This is a genomic window from Amycolatopsis sp. NPDC104775, assembly GCF_055583325.1.
In genome coordinates, this window is record NZ_JBVJOE010000002.1 from 235,935 (window position 1) to 257,571 (window position 21,637).

General features: G+C 68.4%; 19 protein-coding genes, 1 pseudogene and 1 riboswitch. Of the genes and pseudogenes, 12 read left to right on the forward strand and 8 right to left on the reverse strand.

Annotated features, from left to right (window positions below; translation table 11 throughout):
- Positions 1 to 562: 562 nt before the first annotated feature.
- Both ACZ63D_RS09930 and ACZ63D_RS09935 read right to left on the reverse strand, forming a co-directional pair.
- Entirely contained in the window at positions 563 to 1,066 is a 504-nt protein-coding gene (locus tag ACZ63D_RS09930) for a methylated-DNA--[protein]-cysteine S-methyltransferase (protein WP_465353922.1), read from the reverse strand.
- 13 nt (positions 1,067 to 1,079) lie between these two features.
- Positions 1,080 to 2,489 carry a DNA-3-methyladenine glycosylase 2 family protein gene (locus tag ACZ63D_RS09935; protein WP_465353923.1) on the reverse strand — a complete coding sequence of 470 codons (1,410 nt, stop codon included), beginning with the start codon at positions 2,487 to 2,489 and terminating at the stop codon, positions 1,080 to 1,082.
- Between the two features lie 102 nt (positions 2,490 to 2,591).
- Here ACZ63D_RS09935 and ychF point away from each other — a divergent pair, with 102 nt between their 5' ends.
- From ychF to ACZ63D_RS09950, 3 genes and pseudogenes are all read left to right on the forward strand, one after another.
- Positions 2,592 to 3,674, forward strand: coding sequence for a redox-regulated ATPase YchF (gene ychF, locus ACZ63D_RS09940; protein ID WP_465353924.1), 1,083 nt, complete (start codon positions 2,592 to 2,594; stop codon positions 3,672 to 3,674).
- Positions 3,675 to 4,115: 441 nt separating this feature from the next.
- Positions 4,116 to 6,308: an AIPR family protein gene (locus ACZ63D_RS09945; RefSeq protein WP_465353925.1), complete on the forward strand. Its 2,193-nt coding sequence runs from the start codon at positions 4,116 to 4,118 to the stop codon at positions 6,306 to 6,308.
- A gap of 521 nt (positions 6,309 to 6,829) precedes the next feature.
- A pseudogene (locus ACZ63D_RS09950) lies at positions 6,830 to 7,084 on the forward strand (acyl-CoA thioester hydrolase/BAAT C-terminal domain-containing protein); the annotation flags it as partial.
- A 639-nt stretch (positions 7,085 to 7,723) separates the two neighbouring features.
- Here ACZ63D_RS09950 and ACZ63D_RS09955 read toward each other — a convergent pair.
- Complete coding sequence (locus ACZ63D_RS09955; RefSeq protein ID WP_465353926.1) at positions 7,724 to 8,329, reverse strand: cysteine hydrolase family protein; 606 nt, start codon at positions 8,327 to 8,329, stop codon at positions 7,724 to 7,726.
- Positions 8,330 to 8,432: 103 nt separating this feature from the next.
- On the opposite strand from ACZ63D_RS09955, the gene ACZ63D_RS09960 reads away from it, so the two are divergent.
- Both ACZ63D_RS09960 and ACZ63D_RS09965 read left to right on the forward strand, forming a co-directional pair.
- A complete protein-coding gene (locus ACZ63D_RS09960) occupies positions 8,433 to 9,410 on the forward strand; it encodes a GlxA family transcriptional regulator (protein ID WP_465353927.1) in 978 nt (325 codons plus the stop codon).
- A 96-nt stretch (positions 9,411 to 9,506) separates the two neighbouring features.
- Entirely contained in the window at positions 9,507 to 9,932 is a 426-nt protein-coding gene (locus tag ACZ63D_RS09965) for a DUF3592 domain-containing protein (protein ID WP_465353928.1), read from the forward strand.
- 372 nt (positions 9,933 to 10,304) lie between these two features.
- On the opposite strand, the gene ACZ63D_RS09970 is transcribed toward ACZ63D_RS09965, so the two are convergent.
- The gene (locus ACZ63D_RS09970; protein ID WP_465353929.1) at positions 10,305 to 10,595 is read right to left on the reverse strand and encodes a 4a-hydroxytetrahydrobiopterin dehydratase; all 291 of its coding nucleotides are present in this window, start codon (positions 10,593 to 10,595) and stop codon (positions 10,305 to 10,307) included.
- A 24-nt stretch (positions 10,596 to 10,619) separates the two neighbouring features.
- Positions 10,620 to 10,732, forward strand: a riboswitch (TPP riboswitch).
- A gap of 31 nt (positions 10,733 to 10,763) precedes the next feature.
- Between ACZ63D_RS09970 and ACZ63D_RS09975 the strand changes: the two genes are divergently transcribed.
- The 3 genes from ACZ63D_RS09975 to ACZ63D_RS09985 are packed head-to-tail and all read left to right on the forward strand — an operon-like array spanning position 10,764 to position 14,451.
- Entirely contained in the window at positions 10,764 to 11,831 is a 1,068-nt protein-coding gene (locus ACZ63D_RS09975; protein WP_465354739.1) for a thiamine ABC transporter substrate-binding protein, read from the forward strand.
- Positions 11,807 to 13,444, forward strand: coding sequence for an ABC transporter permease (locus tag ACZ63D_RS09980; RefSeq protein ID WP_465353930.1), 1,638 nt, complete (start codon positions 11,807 to 11,809; stop codon positions 13,442 to 13,444). The genes ACZ63D_RS09975 and ACZ63D_RS09980 overlap by 25 nt, the downstream gene beginning before the upstream one ends.
- A complete protein-coding gene (locus ACZ63D_RS09985; RefSeq protein ID WP_465353931.1) occupies positions 13,444 to 14,451 on the forward strand; it encodes an ABC transporter ATP-binding protein in 1,008 nt (335 codons plus the stop codon). Before ACZ63D_RS09980 ends, ACZ63D_RS09985 begins: the two co-directional genes overlap by 1 nt.
- Before the next feature lie 9 nt (positions 14,452 to 14,460).
- On the opposite strand, the gene ACZ63D_RS09990 is transcribed toward ACZ63D_RS09985, so the two are convergent.
- The 3 genes from ACZ63D_RS09990 to ACZ63D_RS10000 are packed head-to-tail and all read right to left on the reverse strand — an operon-like array spanning position 14,461 to position 17,422.
- Positions 14,461 to 15,339 (reverse strand): ABC transporter permease, encoded by an 879-nt coding sequence (locus ACZ63D_RS09990; RefSeq protein ID WP_465353932.1) that lies wholly within the window; start codon positions 15,337 to 15,339, stop codon positions 14,461 to 14,463.
- On the reverse strand, positions 15,336 to 16,340 hold the full coding sequence (locus ACZ63D_RS09995) for an ABC transporter ATP-binding protein (RefSeq protein WP_465353933.1): 1,005 nt from the start codon (positions 16,338 to 16,340) through the stop codon (positions 15,336 to 15,338). Before ACZ63D_RS09995 ends, ACZ63D_RS09990 begins: the two co-directional genes overlap by 4 nt.
- Positions 16,337 to 17,422, reverse strand: coding sequence for a LolA family protein (locus ACZ63D_RS10000; protein ID WP_465353934.1), 1,086 nt, complete (start codon positions 17,420 to 17,422; stop codon positions 16,337 to 16,339). The genes ACZ63D_RS09995 and ACZ63D_RS10000 overlap by 4 nt, the downstream gene beginning before the upstream one ends.
- 145 nt (positions 17,423 to 17,567) lie before the next feature.
- Between ACZ63D_RS10000 and ACZ63D_RS10005 the strand changes: the two genes are divergently transcribed.
- Genes ACZ63D_RS10005 through ACZ63D_RS10015 form a run of 3 tightly spaced genes read left to right on the forward strand, consistent with a single transcriptional unit; the run spans position 17,568 to position 20,025 of the window.
- The gene (locus tag ACZ63D_RS10005; protein WP_465353935.1) at positions 17,568 to 18,278 is read left to right on the forward strand and encodes a response regulator transcription factor; all 711 of its coding nucleotides are present in this window, start codon (positions 17,568 to 17,570) and stop codon (positions 18,276 to 18,278) included.
- Positions 18,275 to 19,600: a sensor histidine kinase gene (locus tag ACZ63D_RS10010; RefSeq protein ID WP_465353936.1), complete on the forward strand. Its 1,326-nt coding sequence runs from the start codon at positions 18,275 to 18,277 to the stop codon at positions 19,598 to 19,600. Before ACZ63D_RS10005 ends, ACZ63D_RS10010 begins: the two co-directional genes overlap by 4 nt.
- Before the next feature lie 23 nt (positions 19,601 to 19,623).
- A complete protein-coding gene (locus tag ACZ63D_RS10015; RefSeq protein ID WP_465353937.1) occupies positions 19,624 to 20,025 on the forward strand; it encodes a (deoxy)nucleoside triphosphate pyrophosphohydrolase in 402 nt (133 codons plus the stop codon).
- 21 nt (positions 20,026 to 20,046) lie between these two features.
- Here the strand turns inward: ACZ63D_RS10015 and trpS are convergent, their stop codons facing one another.
- A complete protein-coding gene (trpS, locus tag ACZ63D_RS10020; RefSeq protein ID WP_465353938.1) occupies positions 20,047 to 21,012 on the reverse strand; it encodes a tryptophan--tRNA ligase in 966 nt (321 codons plus the stop codon).
- A gap of 174 nt (positions 21,013 to 21,186) precedes the next feature.
- On the opposite strand from trpS, the gene ACZ63D_RS10025 reads away from it, so the two are divergent.
- Positions 21,187 to 21,486: a YciI family protein gene (locus ACZ63D_RS10025; RefSeq protein WP_465353939.1), complete on the forward strand. Its 300-nt coding sequence runs from the start codon at positions 21,187 to 21,189 to the stop codon at positions 21,484 to 21,486.
- The last annotated feature ends 151 nt before the right edge of the window (positions 21,487 to 21,637 follow it).

Consider the following 21,637-nt stretch of genomic DNA (forward strand, 5'->3'; position numbering starts at 1 on the left):
AGCGGCGGTGGGTGACGGCCGGGCTGGTCGCGCAGGACCAACAGCGAGGCGCGGCGCGAGCCGAGCGCGGTTGACGGAGACTGGCGGTTATCGGCTGACCTGTCCAGCCAGCTCCGCCGCGCGCCGCGTGGGCTCGGTCGCCTCCGCCGTGCTCGCCGACCCGGCCGGTTCAACCTGGCTTGCCCCGACCCGGCGGCCTCGGCTCGGCCAACTCAACCTGCTCCCCGGCCCCGGCCCCGGCCCGCCCGCTCCGGCCCGCCCGGCCCTACCTCGCCTGGTTCGGCCTGACCCGGTCCGACCTGGCCCGATCCGACCCGGCCCGAGCCGACCTGACCCGATCCGACACGAACCGACCCGATCCGGTCTGGCCCGGCCTCGCCCGGGTCCGGTCCGGCCCGCCCGGACCCGGCCCGACGTGCCCGAACCTGGCCCGGCCCGACGCGCCCGAACCCGGCGTGGCCCGGCCCGGCCTCGCCCGGTCCGGTCCGGCCCGATGCGCCCGAACCTGGCCCGATCCGACCTCGCCCGGCCCGGCCAGACCCGCCCGGTCCTGCACGAACCGTCAGGCGGACTCTTCGTGGTGCAGGAGCCACCGCTTAGCGTTCACGCCCCAGCGGAAGTTGCCGATCGCTCCGCCGGTTCGGACGACCCGGTGGCAGGGCACGAACAGCGCTGCCGCGTTGCGGGCGCAGGCGGTCGCGGCCGCACGCACCGCGGACGGGTTCCCGGAGAGCGCGGCGTACTCCGCATAGCTCACTGGGCTGCCCGCGGGAACCTTGCGCAGCATCTCCCACGCGTGCTCGCGGAACGGGCCGGACCGCTGCCGGACCTCGATGTCGGCGACGGCGTCGAGGTCGCCGCCGTGGTAGCGGCGGATCGCGGTCGTTACTGGGCCCAGGTCGCGGCGTTCGGTCAGGGCCGTCGGGGCCAGGGACGGCGAGATGAGCGGCGTCAGTTCGGCGACGTCGCCCGTCCAGCCGGAGGCCAGTACGGCGCCGTCGCCGGTCACGACCGCGGTGAACGGGCCGATCTTAGTGTCCAAAGTGGACCAGAAAGCGGTGTGCACGGGGAAAGTCTCCTCAAGCGGTTCGGGAACTGAGATAGCGGCTGGCGTACGAACTCCACGGCTGCCAGTCGCGCGCGGAGGTCGTCAGGTCGATGCCCAGTTCGGCCGCGCCGCGGCGGACGGCGGGGTCGGCGGTCAACAGGACGTCTGGGGCACCGAGCAGGCGCATCACGACGTAGTCGGCGGTGGCGGGGTCGACGCCGGCCGAGAGCATCTCGGCGCGCAGTTCGTCGGCGTCGCGGCCGACGTGCGGGTCCAGGTCACCGGCGACAATGGCCGCGGCGACCTGTTTGACCAGCGGTTTGACGTCCGATTCGGCGATGGCGGCCGGGGTCGGGAAGAGGGTGGTCAGGGTGTCCATGGGCGGATCGGCGGGCGGGACTGGCTCGCCGAGTTCGACGACGTCGGCGACGTCCTCGCCCAGCAGCGCGCGGAGTAGAACTTCCGGGCCGTCGACAGCGCCGGGCACGCGGATGCCGGGGACGGCGGCGACCAGCGGGGCCAGTGCCGCGTCGGCGGAGAGGACGCGGGAGACGGCTTCTGGGTCGGCGTCGAGGTCCAACAGGCGTCGCACTCGGCTGACGGCGCTGCTTAGGTCGCGCAGGTCCGCGAGCGCCAGGTCGCACTGCACATAGCCAGCGCGCGGGCTGACCCACACCGAGCCTGGGCCGTGCGGCAGCCGCAAGGTGCGGCCGTACCCATCCCCCGAGACGGCTTCGATGCCTGGCAACGCCCGGGAGGCGTGGTAGTTCAGCACGCCTTCAGCATCAAACGGAGGACGGAACGGCAGGCGCAGGCTGAGCCGCGTCGCGCCGCTGGGTTCATTGCGGTTTCCGCGGCGAAGCGAAGCCGCGCGGAGCTGCGACGGCGTTGTCGCGAACACCTCGCGGATCGTCTCGTTGAACTGCCGGATGCTGGAGAACCCGGCGGCAAACGCGACGTCGGTGAGCGGCAGCTGCGACATCTCGATCAACAGCCGCGCGGAGTGGGCGCGGTGTGCTCGAGCGAGGCGGATCGGGCCCGCGCCCAGCTCCGCCGTCAAGACGCGGCCGAGCTGACGTTCCGAGTAGCCGAGCTGGCGGGCCAGACCGGGCACGCCCTCGCGTTCGACCAGGCCGTCCGAGATCAGCCGCATCGCGCGGGCGGCCAGGTCGGCGCGGACGTTCCAGTCCGGCGAACCCGGGACCGCGTCCGGCAGGCAGCGTCGGCACGCGCGGAAGCCACCGGCCTGCGCGGCCGCCGAAGTGGGGTAGAAGCGGACGTTCTGCGCCTTCGGCGTGAGCGCCGGGCAGGACGGGCGGCAGTAGATGCCCGTGGTGCGCACGGCCATGATGAACTGGCCATCGAACCGCTGGTCGCGGGCGGTCACCGCGCGGTAGCAGCGCTCGGTGTCGCGCCAGATCGGGATGGTCGAGGTAGCCATGCCGTCGATGATGCCAGCAGGTGGGAGCCCTGACTGGCGGAAAACCGACACGACGTTACCGGGTCGGCGGCGGTCCGCGCGCGGCACGTAGACTTACCGGTCGTGAGTCTCACCCTCGGTATCGTCGGCCTGCCCAACGTCGGCAAGTCCACCCTGTTCAACGCGCTGACGCGCAACGACGTGCTCGCCGCGAACTACCCGTTCGCCACGATCGAGCCCAACGTCGGCGTCGTGCCGCTGCCGGACCCGCGGCTGGACCGGCTGGCCGAGATCTTCTCGTCGGAGAAGACCGTGCCCGCTGTGGTGTCCTTTGTGGACATCGCAGGCATCGTGAAGGGCGCCTCCGAGGGCGCGGGGCTCGGCAACAAGTTCCTCGCGAACATCCGCGAGGCCAACGCGATCTGCCAGGTCATCCGCGTGTTCGACGATCCGGACGTGGTCCACGTCGACGGCCGGATCGACCCGATGTCCGACATCGAGACGATCAACACCGAGCTCATCCTCGCTGACCTGCAGACGCTGGAGAAGGCGCTGCCGCGGCTGGAAAAAGAGGCGCGCACCAAGAAGGAAGCGCGGCCGGCGCTCGAAAACGCCCAGAAGGCCAAGGAAATCCTCGACGCCGGACGCACGCTGTTCCAGGCGCAGAAGGACATCGACGTCGAGGCGCTGCGCGAGCTGAGCCTGCTCACCACGAAGCCCTTCCTGTACGTCTTCAACGCCGACGAAGCCGTGCTCACCGACGAGGCGCGCCGCGAGGAACTGGCGAAGCTCGTGGCGCCGGCGGACGCGGTGTTCCTCGACGCGAAGGTCGAAGCTGAGCTGCTGGAGCTGGACGACGAGGAGTCCGTGCGCGAGCTGCTGGAGTCCGTCGGCCAGCTGGAGCCGGGCTTGCACGCACTGGCCCGCGCGGGTTTCCACACGCTCGGCCTGCAGACGTACCTCACGGCGGGTCCGAAGGAATCCCGCGCCTGGACGATCCCGCAGGGCGCGACCGCCCCGCAGGCCGCCGGCGTCATCCACACGGACTTCGAGCGCGGCTTCATCAAGGCGGAGGTCGTGTCGTTCGAGGACCTGGTCGAGGCGGGCTCGATGGCGGCCGCGCGCTCGGCGGGCAAGGTCCGCATGGAGGGCAAGGACTACGTGATGGCGGACGGGGACGTGGTGGAGTTCCGCTTCAACGTCTAACGGCGGCTGACACGTCACTCGTCGCTGGCCTGGCAAAAGTGCAGATCAAGTGAGATCCGGTCCGTACGAGCGAGGTCTGTTCAGCTCTGGATCGAGGAGCCGTATTCGCCTTATACCAGATGCAGACAGGCTGTATAGCGCCTTGGCTCGTCACGTATCCGCTGTGGTAGAGGCGTGACCGTCCTTGGCGATATGAGTCGAGGCAGAAAGGCCGAAACCGGACGTCGAGGGATGATGCGGCCGGTTCCAGGTGTACCGCGGAGCCCTCGGAGTTGGCTTGCTTCGTCTCGCAGGGGCCCTAGAGCTCTGCAGGACGAAGCAGGCACCGTGTTGTCTGCTCTGCTTGGCGTGGGGACTCGCGCAGGAGAACGGCGGGAACGTATTCGGTTTCTGCTTCAATATCCTCAACACTATCGTCGAGAAGTGGGGTTGGGAGCGCGGATGGGTAAGGGCGCACGGGAGATGCCCCTTGAGGTGCAGCACATCAAAAGCGCGCTGCTGAGGGAGTTCGCGGAACTGATCTCCATGGAGGACTTCGGGAAGAAGGACCCCAAAGAGCGCGAAAGGGCTCTGTTGTCAAGGGCTGTCTCAGCGAAGGCGGCGCGTATTCTCGCGGACTGCACCTCAGACGACGCGGCGGAGTGGGTGATCGACGGCCGGGCCGATTTCGGCATCGACTGCGTCGCGTTTTCCGCCTCAGGATCCGAACTTTGGCTGATCCAGGCCAAGTGGAGCGATAAGGGAACTGCTGGCTTCGACACAGAGGCTGCACTCAAGCTAGTCCATGGGCTGAAGAAACTCGACAACCGCGATCTCGACGACTTCAACGAACGGCTGCAACTGCTCGCCGACCGTGTGCATGGTGTTCTCAGGCTGCCCACATGTAAAGTTCACCTGGTCGTCGCGCTTGTAGGAGAAGGCAACCTTTCTCTCGAAACTCGCAACATCTTGAGAGAAGCGGCCGATGAGTTCGGCGGCCGCGGCCGGACCGTCGAATATCGCGTCCTGGATCAGGAAGATTTCCACCGGGCGGTCCTGGAGGACCTGGAGCCGCAGCCCATCACGCTCAAAGCCACCATGGACCGCGAGTGGTACAGTCGCGAAACACCGTATAAGGCGGTGATCGGGGAGATAAGCGCCGATCAGCTCGCGTGGTGGTACGGTGGCCGGAGCGGCGACGAAGCTCATGACCATGTGAGAGGCCACGGCGAGCGTCTCTACGACCGCAACGTCCGCAAATCTCTGGGCCTCACTGGGGTTAACCAGACCATGGTGGAGTCGATGCTGGAGGACCCAGAAGGGTTCCTCTACCGTCACAACGGCATCACGGTTCAGTGCGACCGAGTCGAGCAGGAGTATCACGCCAAACGGGCGGTCGGCCAGCCCACCACCCTCACCTTGCACAACGCCAGCGTGGTCAATGGTGCTCAGACGGTGTCGTCGGCCTCCCGGGCGTATGAGAGGGATCCCGAAGCTGTCGCTGAGGCCTATGTCCTGGTGCGAATCATTTCGCTAGAAGGGGCGCCGGAGGACTTCGGACGCTCCATAACCAAGGCCACCAACACGCAGAACCACATGGAGCGCCGGGACTTTATCGCGATCGACACCGTCCAAAGCGAGATTCAGAAGGATTTCCGCCTCTCCCTGGATAAAGAGTACGTCTTCCGGAGAGGAGAACTGGACCCGGCCCCCGAGTCGGGTTGCTCGGTCACGGAAGCGGCCATGGCTCTCGCCTGCATGCACCGGGACTCGTCCCTCGCGGTCCGAGTCAAGGGCTCCACGAATGTATTGTGGGAGGAAGGCCCGGGGGGCGCTTACACACGATTGTTCGGTCAGCAGCCGACCGCTCAGCAGATCTGGCGCGCCGTAGAGGTCTTCCGGCTGGTGCGGGATCAACTGACCGGGCTGCGTACGAGATTCACAGGGCGTCCAGCCGCCATCGTGGACAGTGGCAGTCTGCTGGTGGCTCATCTGGTGTTCCAGCGGATAGGCAAAGCTCGGTTCGACGAGTCAGACGACGAGTGGGCCGACGTGCTCGCTGGAGTGCCCGATGAGGTCAGTGCTGTGCTCAATTACCTCATCCCCATGGTCGACACTCTTTTCACCAGCAAGAGTTTCGTTACTAGCACCTTCGCCAATGAAGAGCGTTGCGAGCGTCTGGTCGAGGCGGTTCTGAGTGTCTCTCGGGACAGTACCGGACTGGCCGCATCGACGGATCTTAAGGCCTTCATGGCGGACAGTGGGCTGAGGCGGCAACGTCGGCCGCAGACGGTGCGTCTGCTCGTTGACAACGATGCAATCAGTGCTGGCACTCCGCTCGTCTACGCGCCTAGCGCCGCGGAGGAAGCGGCCATCGGTGCGTGGCTTGACGCAGATCCTCGTCGGCGCCGGGCCAGTTGGGTGAACGATCGGAAGGCCCCGATTCTCTGGGAAGCCGACGGAAAGCGATACTCCCCGACTGGATTGGTTTCCCAGATGTGGAATGCGGCAGATTGGAAAGAACAGTGGAGCGCCGTGCAAGGCCCCAAACAGTGGAAGGTGCCTGGCGAGGGGACACTGGTGGAGATCGCCGAGACGCTCTGGCAGGAGATCGCAAACGACGACGAGTCGGCTGAGGACAACTCTGCGTCGTAATCGATGATCCGCTTGTGAAGTCGTAGGACCGGATGAAGTGGACTGGCTTCTGCGAACATGTCGAGGGGTGAAGACGTTCGTCTCGTTGTCTGGTCCGGTCAGGTCTACTACGACTGGAGTGAGTCGAGGGCAGCGATCTCAAAAGTCATTTTTGAAAGGATCCTTCCCAGGAAAGAACACGAACTGGCACGCCTCGCGTGCCGCGAGTGAGGGTGGAGGTCAGACCAGGAAACGCCCCGGGTTTGGCTGACTAGGCTTCATGGCCACCGTCGAGCACGTCAAGTTTCGCAATCGCGACATGTACTGGGACATCTCGGCGGGTCTGCACTTCCCGCCGGGCTTCGACAAGCCCGAGGCCTATCTAGCGATTGGGGTCGCAGTTGCAAGGACCAGGCCTCCGACAACGTCTACGTCTCGGCCTCGCGGAGGCCGGGAATGTGCCATCCCGTTCAACGCCGGCTTCCAGGGTACGAGCGGGGCGAACTGCGGTTTCTTGAGGACTTGTCCAGCGTGTCCAGGATTTCAGCCGCGTCGTCGACTACATGGCGACCCTGCCCTACGTCGACGCCAACCGGATCGGAGTGCTTGGCATCTGCGGAGGTGGCGAGTACACGCTCGCGGCGGCGAAGACTGAGAAGCGTTTCAACTCGGTTGGGTCGGTCGCCGGTGCCAACAGGCAAGGCGCGTTCGGTGCCCACCGAGACGGTCGTGAGATCTACGAACGGGCTGCGTCCCCCGACAAGACGCTCCTCGAACTGGACGGCTTCGCACTATGACTGTTCGAACGGCGCGGGTGAGGCGTTGAAGACGATCGTCCCCTTCTTCGCCGACAAACTCTGACCCGCGCGCCCGTAAGATCGCCGCATGCTCGTGCTTTCACCCCGTCCTTGCCGGACCGCGAGAACGGGGGACGTCTCGGCGGCGCACCGCCGGTTGCGATCGAGACGCATGAGCTCCTTGCGACGCACCGCTATCTGCTGACTGTCCCCGCGGTTCCGTGGTCTCCGGGCTGCTAGGTTTCCGTATTGCTGCGCAACGGATTCGACATCGATAACAGCGACCTCAAATACCCGGACATGGCGATGCGTGCACGCACCGTCGCCCTGCGGTGAGCGAGCCGATCTGGGGTGGCTGGGGCCCTGCTCGGCGGCGCTTTCCGAGGCGGCAAAAGACACGATCGCGCTGGTCCAGTTCGGGGACGAGCCGGTGCTGATTCAAAACGAACCCAGCTACGCCGACACCCTGTGCGCCGACGGGCATTGATTTCTCTTTCAGGTCAACGAAGAAGGCTGGCTGGACGAGGGCGAGCTTGAGGACGTGATCGACGAATACCTTTGGGGATACGGATCGGTCTACTTCTACGGCACTCCGGACGCCGACGGAGTAGTGCGCGAGGTCGTCGCGGGGTTCAACGATTACTGACGAGGCCAGTGGTTCAGCTCAGCGGCACTGGAAACCACCACGCCATACAGATCCCCAATAGTCGCCAACGCGCTGTTGTGCAGTTGCGCAGCGCTAACCTCCCCGCCCGGACCAGGCAACGGCCGGGTGGCGCAGGCGTCGGCGACGACGGTTGGGTGGTTGCCGCGCAGGAATGCGCCTTCGGTGGTGAACGTGACGCACATGTTGGTCATGAACCCGGCGATCACCACGTTCTTGTGCCCGGCCGCGTCGACCCGCGAGCCCAGGTCGGTGTTCACGAAGGAGTTCGGCGCGCCCTTCACGACGACCGGTTCGCCCTCGATCGGGGCGACGTCGGGATGGATGCTGCCGATCTCGGTTCGGATGTCGTACGGCGTGCCCTCGCCGCCGTCGTTGACGACGTGGATCACCTTCGTTCCGGCGGCGCGGGCCTTGGCCAGCAAATGCCGAGCCGCGGTCAACGCGGGCTGCCAGCCTTCCAGTTCCATCACGCCGCGGGTGTAGGTGTTCTGGTAGTCGACCAGGATCAGCGTCGCGTCGGCCAGCGTCGCCGGGGTCTGGTCGAGACCGTTCAGCTCCCGCAGCGTTTTCCTTGCCATGGTGGGGTTTCCTCTCGTTTCTGTTCCGCACGATCGACGCTAGACTCGGATCCGGATGTCGGCAATGACATGCAAGACGCAGAAACCGACATGAGGGGCGTGGATGAAGAGACTGCTGGTCGTCGTCCTGTTCGATCGGATCGACCTGCTCGACGTAACCGGGCCCGCTGAGGTGTTTTCCTTGCTGCAGCGGGAAATGGACCGTCCGACGGGGTACGAGGTGGTGCTCGCGGCCGAGACGCTGGAGCCAGTGACGACCTCGGCTGGGGTGCGGGTCTTGCCGGACGTGACGTTCGCGGAGCTGTCCGGGAAGGCGATCGACACCTTGATCGTGCCGGGTGCGGTGACGGCCGGGGAGAACGGGGAGATCGTCGCGCGATGCGATCCGGCGGTGGTCGAGGAGGTGCGGCGGCTGGCTGGGCAGACGCGCCGGGTGGCATCCGTTTGCGTTGGTGCGCACATCCTCGCGGCGGCGGGATTGCTTGACGGCAAACGCGCTACGACGCATTGGTCGACTGCCCGGCAGCTCGCCGCGGAGCATCCGGAGGTGACTGTCGACGCGGACCCGATTTTCATCCGCGACGGCAGGGTGTGGACCGGGGCCGGGTTGAGCGCTTGCCTTGACCTCGCGCTGGCGTTGGTGGCCGACGATTGCGGTCCGGAGTTGGCCTCCCGGGTGGCTCGTCAGCTCGTGATGTTCCTGCGGCGGCCGGGTGGGCAGAGCCAGTTCAGCGTGTCGCTGGAGCCGGTGTCCGCGACCCGGCGCGTCGACGAGTTGCGGCACTACATTGCCGCGCATTTGGCGGATCCGTTGACAGTCGCCAATCTCGCCGCGCACGCCCACGTGACGGATCGGCAGATCACGCGGGTCTTCAAGGCGGAGTTGGGGATGACGCCCGCCGCTTACGTTGAGCACGCGCGGGTCGAGGCGGCGCGACATCGACTGGAGACGACTGATGAAACGTTGTCGCGGATTGCTGGAGCTTGCGGCTTCGGAACTGTTTCGACTTTGAATCGGTCTTTTCGGCGGACGTTAAATACCACGCCTAACGAATACCGAGAGCGGTTCCGGATCGGTTAGCGGAAATGGGCGGTCCCGGCCAGGGACGCCTGACCCGCGTGGGGTAGTTTCGGCGAAACGTCCCCCTCGCACCGCTTGTCCGGCGAAGATGGCCCCGTGCGAATCGTTCTTTATGCCATCTGGGGCGCATTCATGCTCGCCCTCGTCGTCGCCGCCCTGGTGCAGATGAGGAAAGCCCGGCGGCGCAAGGTGGCGTTGGCGGTGTGGCCGAGGACCCAAGCCTCGGTGACGGGGTACGAGCGGCGCAGAGGCGGGTCCGACAGTGACAGCCCGTCGCTTTACTACCCGCGGTACGAGTACCGCGGGCCGGACGGCCGGGTCTACGGCGGCACGTCCGACACCGTCAGCTACCAAACGCCGCGTGCGGGCGCGACGCTTCAGGTGGCGGTGAACCCCGCGAACCCGGCGGAGTCGGTCCCTGAGGGGCCGACCGGGATGGGGGTGACCGGCTGCGCGTCGATCGCGCTCGGGCTCATCGGGATCGCCATGTTCTGGTTCATCCGGATGTTCCCGCTGCCGTAAGGCTCAGCCGAGCAGGCCGAGCACCACCATCGCCACGAGGACGACAGCGGTCGAAAACACCGCGACCCACGTGCGCTGTGCGGCGGTGAGCTGGGCGGATGTGCTGTTCATGGCGGGTCCTAGCGGGGGCGAGTGCCGACGATTCCGCTGGGATAGCGCCTTGATCTAGCTCACTGTTACCGCTTGTGATCAAGGTCACGTCGCGTGCGCGCGGTGTGCCACAGCACCCCTCCCGCGGCGGCCACCATCAGGGCGAACGAACCCATTCCCACCACGACTGCCTGAACCATGCTGGCCTCCTTCCTTCGCGTCTGTCCGGAAGACGCGCGAGGGGGCCGAGCATGTTGCCATCGTTGCCGACATCACACCTGGTCAGCGGGCCGCTAGTACCTCGTCGATCTGCCTGGCCAGTGCGAAATCGCGTTCGGTCAAGCCGCCCGCGGAATGGGTGCTGAGGCGGAAAGTCAGGGTGCGCCAGCGGATGTCGATGTCGGGATGGTGGTCGGCTTCCTCGGCGAGTTCGGCTACCCGGTCCACCACTTCGATGGCCGCCGGGAAGGACCGGAGCTCGGTCGTCCGCACGATGGTGTCGTCCTCGCGCCGCCATTCCGGAACGGTGCCGAGGGCCTGCTCCACTGCCGAGTCGTTCAATAGCTGCGTCATCACTCCATGGTGTCGGCTACGCTGCGGCATTGCCACGGGAGTCCGGTACGCCGGGCTGAGAGGCGGGTCCGCAAGCCCGCGACCGTTCGCACCTGGATCCGGATCATGCCGGCGTAGGGAGGCCGTATCGCTCTCCCTCATCCGGCGCAGTGCAGGAGGGGAAGAATGATGTCGCGGACCGTCCGCGCGGTGGTGGGCCTCGCCGCAGTCTCGGTGCTCGCCAGCGCCTGCTCGCTGTCCGGCGGCGACTCGGGCGGGTCGTCCGCGAGCACGGACCAGAAGACCCCCACGGTCACGCTGGTCACGCACGATTCGTTCGCCGCTCCGCAGGAGGTGCTCGACGCCTTCCAGCGCCAGTCCGGGATCAAGCTCAAGATCCTCAAGTCCGGCGACGCCGGTGCGCTCACCAACAAGCTCGTGCTCACCAAGGGCAGCCCGATCGGCGACGTCGCGTACGGGGTCGACAACACCTTCGCGTCGCGTGCGCTCAGCGAGGGCGTCTTCCAGCCCTACACCAGCCCGGAGGCCGACCGCGGCCCGCAGCGCTACTCCGTCGACCCGCAGCACCGGCTGTCCGCCGTCGACCTCGGCGACGTGTGCGTGAACATCGACCCGGCGTACTTCGCGAGCAAGGGCCTTCCGGAGCCGAAGACCTACGACGACCTCGCCGACCCCAAGTACAAGGACCTGACCGTCGCGGAAAGCCCGGCCACCGCGTCGCCGGGGCTGGCCTTCCTGCTCGGCACGGTCGCGAAGTACGGCGAGAACGGCTGGCAGGGTTACTGGCAGAAGTTGAAGGACAACGGCCTCAAGACAGTCAGCGGCTGGGAGGAGGCCTACACCAAGGACTTCTCCGGTTCGTCGGGCAAGGGCCCGCGGCCGATCGTCGTGTCCTACGCCTCGTCCCCGGCCGCTGAGGTCGGCGAGGACGGCAAGCCGCGCACCAAGGCGCTGCTCGACACCTGCTTCCGCCAGGTCGAGTACGCGGGCGTGCTGACCAACAGCAAGCAGGTCCCGCAGGCGCAGAAGGTCGTCGACTTCCTGTTGTCGCAGCAGTTCCAGACGACGGTCGCGGCGAACATGTACGTCTACCCGGCTCGCCAGGGCGTCGAACTGCCCGCCGGCTGGGCCACCGCGGCTCCGTTGCCGCAGACGCCGGCCACCATGCCCGCGGACAAGGTGCAGGCAGGCCGGGAGAAGTGGATCGGGGAATGGCGCTCGCTCATGGGCGCGTGATCCCCGCGCGCACCATCGGGCTCACGCTGCTCGGCCTGCTGCCGGTCGCGTTCCTGGTGGTGTTCTTCGCCTGGCCGGTCGTCGCGATCGTCGGCCGGGGGTTTTCCGCGGGCGGCGCCGACACCGTGCTCGGCGACCCGCAGACGTGGCGGCTCGCCGGGTTCACGCTGGCCAGCGCGGCCGCGTCGACCGTGGTCGCGGTGCTCGCCGGGCTGCCGGTGGCGTACCTCCTGGCGAGGGTCCGGCTGCCCGGGGTCGGGCTCGCTCGCACGATCGTGCTGGTTCCGTTCGTGCTGCCGACGGTCGTCGTCGGCCTGGCTTTTCGGGCGATCTGGCCGGACGGCGGCGTGCTGCCGCTCGTGCTGGCCAACGCGTTCTTCAACGTCGCTGTCGTCGCGCGCACCGTCGCCGGGCTGTGGGCTCATCTCGATCCGCGCGCGACCGAGGCGGCGCGTGCGCTCGGTGCGTCGCCGTGGCGAGCGTTCCGGTCGGTGACGCTGCCTGCGCTCGGCCCGGCGGTCGCGTCCGCCGCTGCGATCGTGTTTTTGTTCTGCGCCACCAGTTTCGGCGTGGTGCTGATCCTCGGTGGCGGTAGCTATCGCACACTCGAAACCGAGATTTACCTCCGGACCGTCGACCTGCTGGACCTCTCCGGTGCGGCTGCGTTGTCGTTGATCCAGTTCGCGGCCGTCGTTGCGGCGCTGGTGTTGGGTGCGGTGGCGCGACGGAAGCGGGAGAACGCGGTGCAGCTGCGGTCCGCGCAGGTCACCGCACGTCGGCCGCGCGGCGGGGAGTGGTGGACGGTCGGTGCCGCGGTCGTGGTGCTCGGTCTGCTGCTGACGCCGATCGTGTCGCTGCTCGTCGAGTCGGTGTCCACATCGGACGGTTGGAGTCTCGCCGGGTATCGGGCGCTGAACACCGTCGGCCAGAACGGCGCGTTGCAGGTGTCCGGCTGGATCGCGGCGCAGAATTCGCTCGCCGCGGCCACCGACGCGACGCTGCTGGCGATGGCCGTCGGCCTGGTCGCCAGCGTGGTGCTGGTGGCGCTTCGCCGTTCGCCGGGCCCGCTCGCGCGCGGGATGGGCGAAACCATGGACGTCGCGTTGATGCTGCCCTTGGGCGTGTCCGCGGTGACCGTCGGCTTCGGCTACCTCGTGACCCTCGACGCTCTGCCCGGCGACCTGCGCACGTCGCCGCTGCTCGTGCCGTTCGCCCAGGCGCTGGTGATCATGCCGCTGGTGGTGCGGATGATCCTGCCGGTGCTGCGCGCGGTCGACGTCCGGTTGCGCCAGGCCGCCGCGACGCTCGGCGCGAGTCCGGCGCGGGTGTGGCGGGAGATCGACTTTCCGCTGGTCGCGCGGTCGGTGGTGGCCGCGGCGGGCTTCGGGTACGTCGTCGCGCTCGGCGAGTTCGGCGCGACCAGCTTCCTCGCCCGGCCGGACGCGCCGACGCTTCCGGTGGCGGTCGCGACGCTGATCAGCCGGCCGGGGGAGCTGAACAACCAGATGGCGTACGCCTCGTGCGCCCTGCTCATGGTGGTGACTGTGGTGGCGGTGGCGCTGATCGACCGGTTCGGCTCGGTCCGCGGCCGCAGCACGGTCGGGGAGTTCTGATGGCGTTAACGGTACGGGATCTGACTGTCCACTATGGATCGTTCGCCGCGGTCCGGGACGCGAAACTGGACATCGCCGACGGCGAGGTGCTGGCGTTGCTGGGTCCGTCCGGTTCGGGCAAGTCGACGCTGCTGCGCGCGATCACCGGCCTGGAGCCGGTGTCGTCCGGTTCGGTGTCCTGGGACGGCGCCGATCTCGCCGCAGTCCCGGTGCACAAGCGTGAATTCGGTCTGGTGTTCCAGGACGGACAGCTTTTTCCGCACCGCGATGTCGCCGCGAACATCGCGTTCGGCCTGCGGATGCACGGCGTTCCGCGCGAACGGCATGCGGCGCGCGTCGAGGAACTGCTGAAACTGGTCGGTCTGGAAGGGTACGAGCGGCGGCGAGTGACCGAGCTGTCCGGCGGGCAGGCGCAGCGGGTCGCGCTGGCTCGCGCGCTGGCCCCCGAACCGCGGTTGCTGCTCCTGGACGAGCCACTGTCCGGTTTGGACGCTGGACTCCGCGAGCAGCTGGCGATCGACCTGGCGGATCTGTTGCGGCGCAGCAAGATCACCGCGCTGCTGGTGACGCACGATCAGGAGGAAGCGTTCACGCTCGCCGATCGCGTGGCTGTCCTCGACGCCGGGGAAATCCGGCAGGAGGGCGCGGTCCGGTCGGTGTGGAACAACCCGGTGGACGACAGCGTGGCGCGATTTCTCGGCGTCACGACGTTCCTCGACGGCACCGCGGCCGACGGCGTGGTGCGGACCAAGCTGGGCACCGTCGAACTCTCGGGAGTGAACGACGGCCCGGTCAGGCTCGGACTTCGCCCGCACGGCTTGAAAGTGGCCGACGACGGCGTGCCCGGCGAAGTGACCGCGGCGGTGCACCGGCGAGAGCATCTGCGGCTGGTCGTCCGGTGCGGTGAGTCCACTGTGGACGCGATCGCCCCGGCCGGGGCGGACTTCCGGGCGGGCGATTCCGTCCGGCTCGCGCCGGATCCGGACGGAATCGCCGTGGTGGGCTGAACCCCCAGGTCAGCCGTCCCGGGTGACGAGGCGTCCGTAGGCGAGCGAAAGCCCGACCACGATGTAGCAGGCCGCGCGGACCGCACCCTCGCCGAGCATCGACAGCGACATCGGATCCTGCAGGACCGAAGCCGGGGCCAGCGTCCAGTTCCGCGTGAGCAGGAACGGGTGCAGCCACTTCAGCGAGCTGAGGAAGCCGAGGATGGTGAAGACGATGTTCCCGGCCAGCACCGAGGCGACCACGAGCATCGGGTGTTCCGTCCAGCTCGACACCGCCAGCGCGACCGCGCCGACCGCCCACAGCTGCAGCACGATCCAGCCGCCGACGAGCAGGATCCGCAGCAGCGCCTCGCCGAGCGACAGCGTGGTGCCCGACAGCGTGAACAGCGAATCCGTGCCGTTGATGATCAACCCGGTGGCGACGCCGGTCACGCACATCGCGAGCACCGCGACCACCGACACCGTCGCGACGCCGAACGCCTTGACCGTCAGCAGCCGTCCCCGGCTCACCGGCGCGATGAGCCAGCCGCGCAGCGTGCCGTGCGCGGCTTCGCCGGCGATCGCGTCCGCGCCCGCCATCGCCGACGCGAGCGGCAGCAGCAGCGTCAGCGTCATGACCATCGCGGCGATCGGCAGCACGAACGCGTTGTTCACCGCCGACACCAGCAGCGCGCCGCCGCTGTCGTCCGGAGCGTCAGCCCCGGAGTTCTGCCCGACCAGGGTGAGCCCGATCCCGACGACGATCGGCACCAGCGCCAGCAGTCCCAGCACCGCGAGCGTGCGCGGCCTGCGGAAAATCCAGCGCAGCTCCGCGGCGATCAGCCGGAACAACGGCACCGTGTCGTGCCCGGTCCGGCTCACCGGCACCGAAACAGCCATGGCGGTCATGCGTCCCCCTCGGATTCTTCGCCGGCCGCCGATTCCCCTTCGGTCAACCGCGCGAACAGGTCCTCCAGCCCGGTCCGCGCCCGGGTCGCCTCGTGCACCTCGACCCCCGCTTGCACGAGTACCTGCAGCACCCGCGGTGCGGGCGTCGCGGTGAGGTCGGCGCGGATGCCGTCCGGCGTCAGCCGAGCCCCGATCCGGTGCTCCCGCAACGTTTCCACCGCCCGCTCGGCGTCCGGGGTGCGGACCAGCAGCGCGGCGTTCCCCGATTCCAGCAGGTCAGCCAGTTCCCCCTGGGCGACCACTGTTCCGGACTGCAGGACCGCGACGTGCGTGCAGGTCGCTTCGACCTCGGCGAGCAGATGCGAGGAAACCACCACGGTCACGCCGTCGGCGTGCAGATCGGCGATGATGCGGCGGATCTCCCTGGTACCCGCCGGATCAAGACCGTTGGTGGGTTCGTCGAGCACGACCATCCGGCGCGGCACCAGCAGCGCGCTCGCCAGCCCGAGCCGTTGTTTCATGCCGAGCGAATAGCCCTTGTACCGGCGGCGCGCGGCGGCGGACAGCCCCACCCGCTCCAGCGCGGCGTCGACCGCGCCGGGGATCACCGGCGATGCCAGCCGGGGTTCGGCGGCGGCGAACCGCAGCAGGTTGTCGCGTCCGGACAGGAACGGGTGGAAGCCCGGCCCCTCGACCAGCGCGCCGACATCCGGAAGCGCGTGCGCGGATTCCTCCGGCATTTTCCGGCCGAGCAGTTCGACCTCGCCCGCGGTCGGGCGGACGAGCCCGAGCAGCATCCGGATCGTGGTCGTCTTGCCCGAACCGTTGGGCCCGAGCATGCCGAGCACGGCGCCCTCGGGCACGTCCAGGTCAACGTGGTCCACCGCGATCGTGCTGCGGTAGACCTTGCGCAGCCCGCGGGTGCGCGCGGCCAGCGGGACCGCCGGGGCGGGCACCTCGTCCGAGATGCCCGCCCCGGTTTCGACCGCGGTGCTGGTCACTTGGCGCCCAGCGCTTCGTAGAGGACCTGCTCCGGGACCGCGCCGGCGGCGAACCGGCCGTCGTCGGTCAGGACCGCGCCGCCCACCTTCGTGGTGAAGAGGTAGCCGCTGCCCCACGGGCCGTTGACCCGCTTGGCGAACCGGCTCAGCATCTTCTGCACGTCAGCGCCCTTTTCCTCGCCCTGTGCCTGCTTCGGCTTCATCAGGTCCGCGGGCACCTTGCCGGTGACGACGGTGTCCCAGCCGTCGCCGACGAACTTGGTCGCCTGCATGGCCTCGTTCGCCAGCGCCTTGTCGCGCTCGTCGATCTTGGCCTGCTTCTCGGTCACCTTCGCGCCCTTGGGCGGGGTGAAGGCGAACAGGTCGGCGGACTGGTCGGCGAACTCGATCTTGCTGAACGCCAGTTCCAGCGCCGGGGCGGTGGTTCCGTTGCTCAGCACCGAAAGCCGCAGCGGCATCCGGGTCTGCGAGTCGATCGCCACGCGGATTTCGCGCAGCAGCGTGCGTTCGGTCGGCTTCGGCGTGAGGACCAGCTCGTACGCCGGCCGGTCGGCGACCGTGGCCGTGCCGTCGACCGCCACGTTGCTGCTCTCGCGCACCTTGGCGAGCAGTTCCTTCGCCGCGGTGGACGGGTCGACAGGCTTGCCCTCGAACGAATCGCGCTTGGTCGCCACGTCCCCCGGGATGGTGGTCTTGGTCGCGCTGTTGGTCTTGGAGTCGTAGTCCCACACGGTGTTGCCGTTGTGGACGATCGTCTCCTGCACCTGCCCCTTGGTGAGCGACACCTTCGTCTTGCCGGTGCCGTCGCTGAACACCTGCGCCGAGTCGACGCCCAGCGCACCTGCCCCCGGGATCGCGCCGGTCGCCATCTTCGGCAGGCCGAGGTCGTTGCTCACCGTCACCGTGCCGTCGAACGCCGCCGGCTTCGCGGTGACCACCGACTGAACCAGGTCCTCCGCGCTGACCTGCGGCAGCTTCGGCGCGTCCCCCGCCGAAGCGGGCATCGCCACGACGACCAGCCCGCCCACGCCGAGCGCGGTGCCGACTACGGCCGCCGTGATGGCCTTCTTCTTCGGATCCATCTCGTCTCTCCCTGTGTTCCCGGGCTCTGGTGGGCCCGGCTCCCGGTGCAGACGTTCCCCTGCCGAGGCTGAGATACCCCTGAATGTTCGGCCCGCTCAGCTGAGATGGCACTGAGAGTGCGCGCGTCAACTGCACAAACCGGCCATGATGAGGATCGTGAAACCTCGGGTGCTGGTGGTCGACGACGAACCTGGTGTGCGCAAGGCGCTGCAACGCGGCCTGCGCGCGGAGGACATGGACGTGGTCACCGCCGCGGACGGGCCGACCGGGCTGCAGCTCGCGCGCACCGGTTCGTTCGACGTCGTGCTGCTGGACATCATGCTGCCCGGCTTGTCCGGCTATCGCGTGCTGGAACAGCTGCGCGCGGAGAACGTGGCCACGCCGGTGCTGCTGGTTTCGGCGAAGGACGGCGAGATCGACCAGGCGGACGGCCTCGACCTCGGCGCGGACGGCTACCTCGTGAAGCCGTTTTCGTTCGTCGTGCTGGTCGCGCAGGTGCGGGCGGTGCTGCGGCGCGCCGGGCCGGACGCCTCGCGCGGCGCGCTGAAACTCGGTGCGCTGGAGGTCGACCGGGCGCTGCGGCAGGTGCGCTGGAACGGTCAGGAAGTGCCGTTGAGCCCGCGCGAATTCGGCTTGCTGGAAGTGCTTGTCGGCCGCGCGGGGACGGTCGTGACGAAGGACGAGTTGCTGCGTGCGGTGTGGGGCGAGGAACAGGCCGTCACGCGGAATCTCGTGGAGGTGTACGTGGGTTACGTCCGCCGCAAGCTCGACGCGGCCGGCGCGGGCTCGATCCTGCGGACGGTGCGCGGGCACGGCTATCTCGCCTCCGACGACCAGCTTGACGAGGTCAGGTGACCGGCTCGCCGTCGTCGTGGTGGAGCCGCCGTTCGCTGCAGGTCCGGATCACCATGCTGGCCGCGGCGATCACCCTCGGCTGTCTTCTCGGCCTCGCCGCGCTGGCGGCGAACAAACTCGATCCGCTGCTCACTGATTCGGTCGACGAGGAGCTGACCGCCGCGCTCGTCCCGGCCACCGGCGAGGTCTCCGCCGGGAAGCCGCTCACTTCGGCGGATCCGGTTTCGGTGCGGGTGCTGGACATTTCCGGGGCTCCGGTGGACGGCCAGGCGCGGCCCGCGCTGACCGAGCACGAGGTCTCGCAGCTCAAGGCGGGCGAGCCGGTGCAATCGGACGGATCGCGCTGGCGCGGCCAGGTGGTCAGCACGCCGAACGGCAGCCAGCGGCTGGTCATCGCCGGGGCCGGGCTGGTCGGCTTCGCCGCCGCGGTGCATTACGGCGGGCTGTGGCTGGTCGTCGTCGCGCTGGTCGGAGCGCTCGTCGCGGGGCTGGCGACCTGGCTGGTCGTCCGGCTCGCGCTGCGTCCGGTGGCGCGGATGCGCGGGCTGGTGCGCGCGCTGCCGCCGGGCTCGCGGCTGCCGTTGCCGACGTCGCACGACGAAATGCGCGCGCTGGCGGAGGAATTCAACGCACTGCTCGAACGCCAGGAAGAGGTCAGCCAGCGATTGCGCAGGTTCACCGGCGACGCCGCACACGAGCTGCGTTCACCGGTCGCGTCGATCCGGGTGCAGGCCGAGGTGGCCGTGACGAATCCGGATCCGGAGCTGGCGCAGGAGACGCTTTCGGACATCCTCGAGGAGTCCGAACGGCTGTCCGGCCTGCTCGACGGCCTGCTCGCGCTGGCTCGGTCCGACGCGGGCGAAGTGCCGCCCGCGGAACCGGTCGAGGTGGTGTCCGAGGTCCGCGCGGCGGTGCGGCGGCTGCCGTCCGGGGCGCCGGACACGCGAGTGAGCAGCGCGGTGGCGCAGGCGTGGGCGTCGGCGGCGCACCAGGAGGTCGAACTGGTGCTGGACAACCTGCTGCGCAACGCCTGCCGGTACGCGTCCGGGCAGATCGTGGTGTCCGTGCTGGCTTCGCGCTCGAAGGTGCGCGTCGTGGTGGACGACGACGGCCCGGGCATCGCGCCCGAGCACCGGAGCAAGGTGTTCGACCGCTTCTATCGCGTGTCCGACGACCGGGCGCGGTCCTCCGGCGGAACCGGCCTCGGCCTGGCGATGGTCGCCGAAACGGTGCGCAGGCGAGGCGGCGGGGTCCGGGTCGGCGAATCGCCGGACGGCGGCGCGCGGTTCGAGGTCACCTGGCGGGCGGGCGCGGACCGGTGAATCCGGTGGGGGAGACTGAGCGCATGGACGCGGTCATCGTCGGGGCGGCACTGGTGCGCGACGGCAAGCTTCTTGCCCAGCAACGGGCTTGGCCGCCGCATCACGCGGGCCAGTGGGAACTGCCGGGCGGACGCGTCGAGGAGGGCGAGACCGAGGCCTTCGCGCTGGCCAGGGAATGCCACGAGGAACTGGACGTGGTGGTCACCGTCGGCGATCGGGTCGGCCCGGAAATCCCGCTGCCGGGCGGGAAAGTGCTGCGCGTGTATGCGGCCGCGCTGCTTTCTCCCGGGGACGAGCCGCGTGCGGTGGAACATACGGCGCTGCGCTGGGTCGGCGAGGACGAACTGGACGACCTGGACTGGCTTCCGGCGGACCGGGATTTGCTTCCCGCGCTGCATGCCCTCGTGAGTGCTGATTCCGCGTAGAACCAGCACTCACGAGGCCCTTCAAGCAGCCCCGACCATCCGCAGCGCCGACGACACTCGGTGCGAGCTGCGGTCGATCGCCCGCTCCGCGCCAGCCTTGCGAACCCGCTCCAACTCAGCGACGTCGTCCAGCAACGCGCGCGTGCCCTCCCGGACCGGACGCAACTCCTCGATCACCGCGTCGGCCACGGCGTCTTTGAGTACGCCGTAGGAGGGGTACTTCTCGGCTAGCTCTGCGGGGTCGCCGCCGGTACACGCGGCCAGGATCTCCAGCAGGTTTGAGATGCCTGGCCGGTTCTCCGGGTCGTAGGCGGGGACTGAATCGCCGTCTGTTCGCGCTTTGCGGATCTTGCGGCGAATCTGGTCTGGCTCGTCCAGTACGAACACGACGCCTGCGGAGTCCTGGGCGGACTTGGACATCTTCCGGGTCGGTTCCGCCAGGTCCTTCACCCGTGCGCCCGCGGGCGGCAATGTCGCTTCCGGGACTACGAAGACCTCGCCGTAGGTGGAGTTGAATCGGCGGGCGAGTGTGCGAGCCAGTTCGACGTGCTGGCGCTGGTCCTCGCCGACCGGCACCTCGTCCGCGCCCTGCAGCAGGATGTCGGCCGCCATCAGGACCGGGTAGGTCAGCAAGCTGAGCCGGACTCCGGCTTGGCCCTTGGATTTTTCCTTGAACTGGATCATCCGGGCTGCTTCGCCGTAGGAGCAGGTGCACTCCAGGACCCAGGTCAGCGCGCCCAGTTCGCGGGCCAGGTCGGACTGCACGAATACGCGTTCCGGCGCGATCCCCGCCGCCACCAGCACGGCGAGCAGTTCGGTCGCCAGCGAACGCAACTTCGCCGGATTGTGCGCGGTGGTCATGGCGTGGAGGTCGGACACGAAGTACAGATCGTCCGGGCCGCCTTCGGCTGCCCAGCGTCGCAGGGCGCCGAGGTGGTTGCCGAGCTGGACGTGACCGGACGGGGTGATACCGGACAGCTGGACCATGGATTTTCCTCTCCCTGGAGGGGTTGAGCCCCGGGAGCGGACATGGAAAAGGCCGCCCACCGGGGCGGCCTTCGCTGGTTTTAGCGCAGAGCTTCGGGGCCGCCGGAGGGCGGCCACCACTGAGTGCTCTGGAAACGCATGCGGGGAGCCTAGCACCGGGCTACGGTTCGAACCATGTTCGTCGTCGTGCTCACTTACACCGCGCCGCTCGACCAGATCGACCGCGCTCTTCCGGACCACAGCGAATGGCTGGCGAAGCAGTACGAGGAGGGGCATTTCCTGGCCTCGGGACGGCAGAACCCGCGTACTGGCGGGGTGATCATCACCCGGCCGATGGAGCGGGCTCGGCTGGACGAGATTCTGGCGGGGGATCCGTTCGCGGTCGGGGGGTTGGCTAGTTACGAGATCATCCATTTTCAGCCGACCAGGACTGCTCCGGAGTTGAATCTGGTGAATGAATTGTTGGATAACTGAGGGGGTCTGGGGGGGCGGTGGCGGCTCGTCGCCCTGGGGGGCGACATTGCGCCGGGGGCGGTGCGTGGGCACCCCGAAGCTGATTGTGCTGACGGTTCGGGGGTGGTTTTTCCAGAGAGGAAAACACCCTTCCCAACCCCCCCCCAACCCA

Bases quoted from the DNA above. Each gene is read 5' to 3' on its own strand.
- ACZ63D_RS09935 (WP_465353923.1), bottom strand. From the start codon at position 2,489: ATGGCTACCTCGACCATCCCGATCTGGCGCGACACCGAGCGCTGCTAC.
- ACZ63D_RS10025 (WP_465353939.1), top strand. From the start codon at position 21,187: ATGTTCGTCGTCGTGCTCACTTACACCGCGCCGCTCGACCAGATCGAC.
- trpS (WP_465353938.1), bottom strand. From the start codon at position 21,012: ATGGTCCAGCTGTCCGGTATCACCCCGTCCGGTCACGTCCAGCTCGGC.
- ACZ63D_RS09975 (WP_465354739.1), top strand. From the start codon at position 10,764: ATGTCGCGGACCGTCCGCGCGGTGGTGGGCCTCGCCGCAGTCTCGGTG.
- ACZ63D_RS09980 (WP_465353930.1), top strand. From the start codon at position 11,807: ATGGCGCTCGCTCATGGGCGCGTGATCCCCGCGCGCACCATCGGGCTC.
- ACZ63D_RS09990 (WP_465353932.1), bottom strand. From the start codon at position 15,339: ATGACCGCCATGGCTGTTTCGGTGCCGGTGAGCCGGACCGGGCACGAC.
- ACZ63D_RS10015 (WP_465353937.1), top strand. From the start codon at position 19,624: ATGGACGCGGTCATCGTCGGGGCGGCACTGGTGCGCGACGGCAAGCTT.
- ACZ63D_RS09985 (WP_465353931.1), top strand. From the start codon at position 13,444: ATGGCGTTAACGGTACGGGATCTGACTGTCCACTATGGATCGTTCGCC.
- ACZ63D_RS10005 (WP_465353935.1), top strand. From the start codon at position 17,568: ATGATGAGGATCGTGAAACCTCGGGTGCTGGTGGTCGACGACGAACCT.
- ACZ63D_RS09955 (WP_465353926.1), bottom strand. From the start codon at position 8,329: ATGGCAAGGAAAACGCTGCGGGAGCTGAACGGTCTCGACCAGACCCCG.
- ACZ63D_RS10000 (WP_465353934.1), bottom strand. From the start codon at position 17,422: ATGGATCCGAAGAAGAAGGCCATCACGGCGGCCGTAGTCGGCACCGCG.
- ACZ63D_RS09960 (WP_465353927.1), top strand. From the start codon at position 8,433: ATGAAGAGACTGCTGGTCGTCGTCCTGTTCGATCGGATCGACCTGCTC.
- ACZ63D_RS09945 (WP_465353925.1), top strand. From the start codon at position 4,116: ATGGGTAAGGGCGCACGGGAGATGCCCCTTGAGGTGCAGCACATCAAA.
- ACZ63D_RS09970 (WP_465353929.1), bottom strand. From the start codon at position 10,595: ATGACGCAGCTATTGAACGACTCGGCAGTGGAGCAGGCCCTCGGCACC.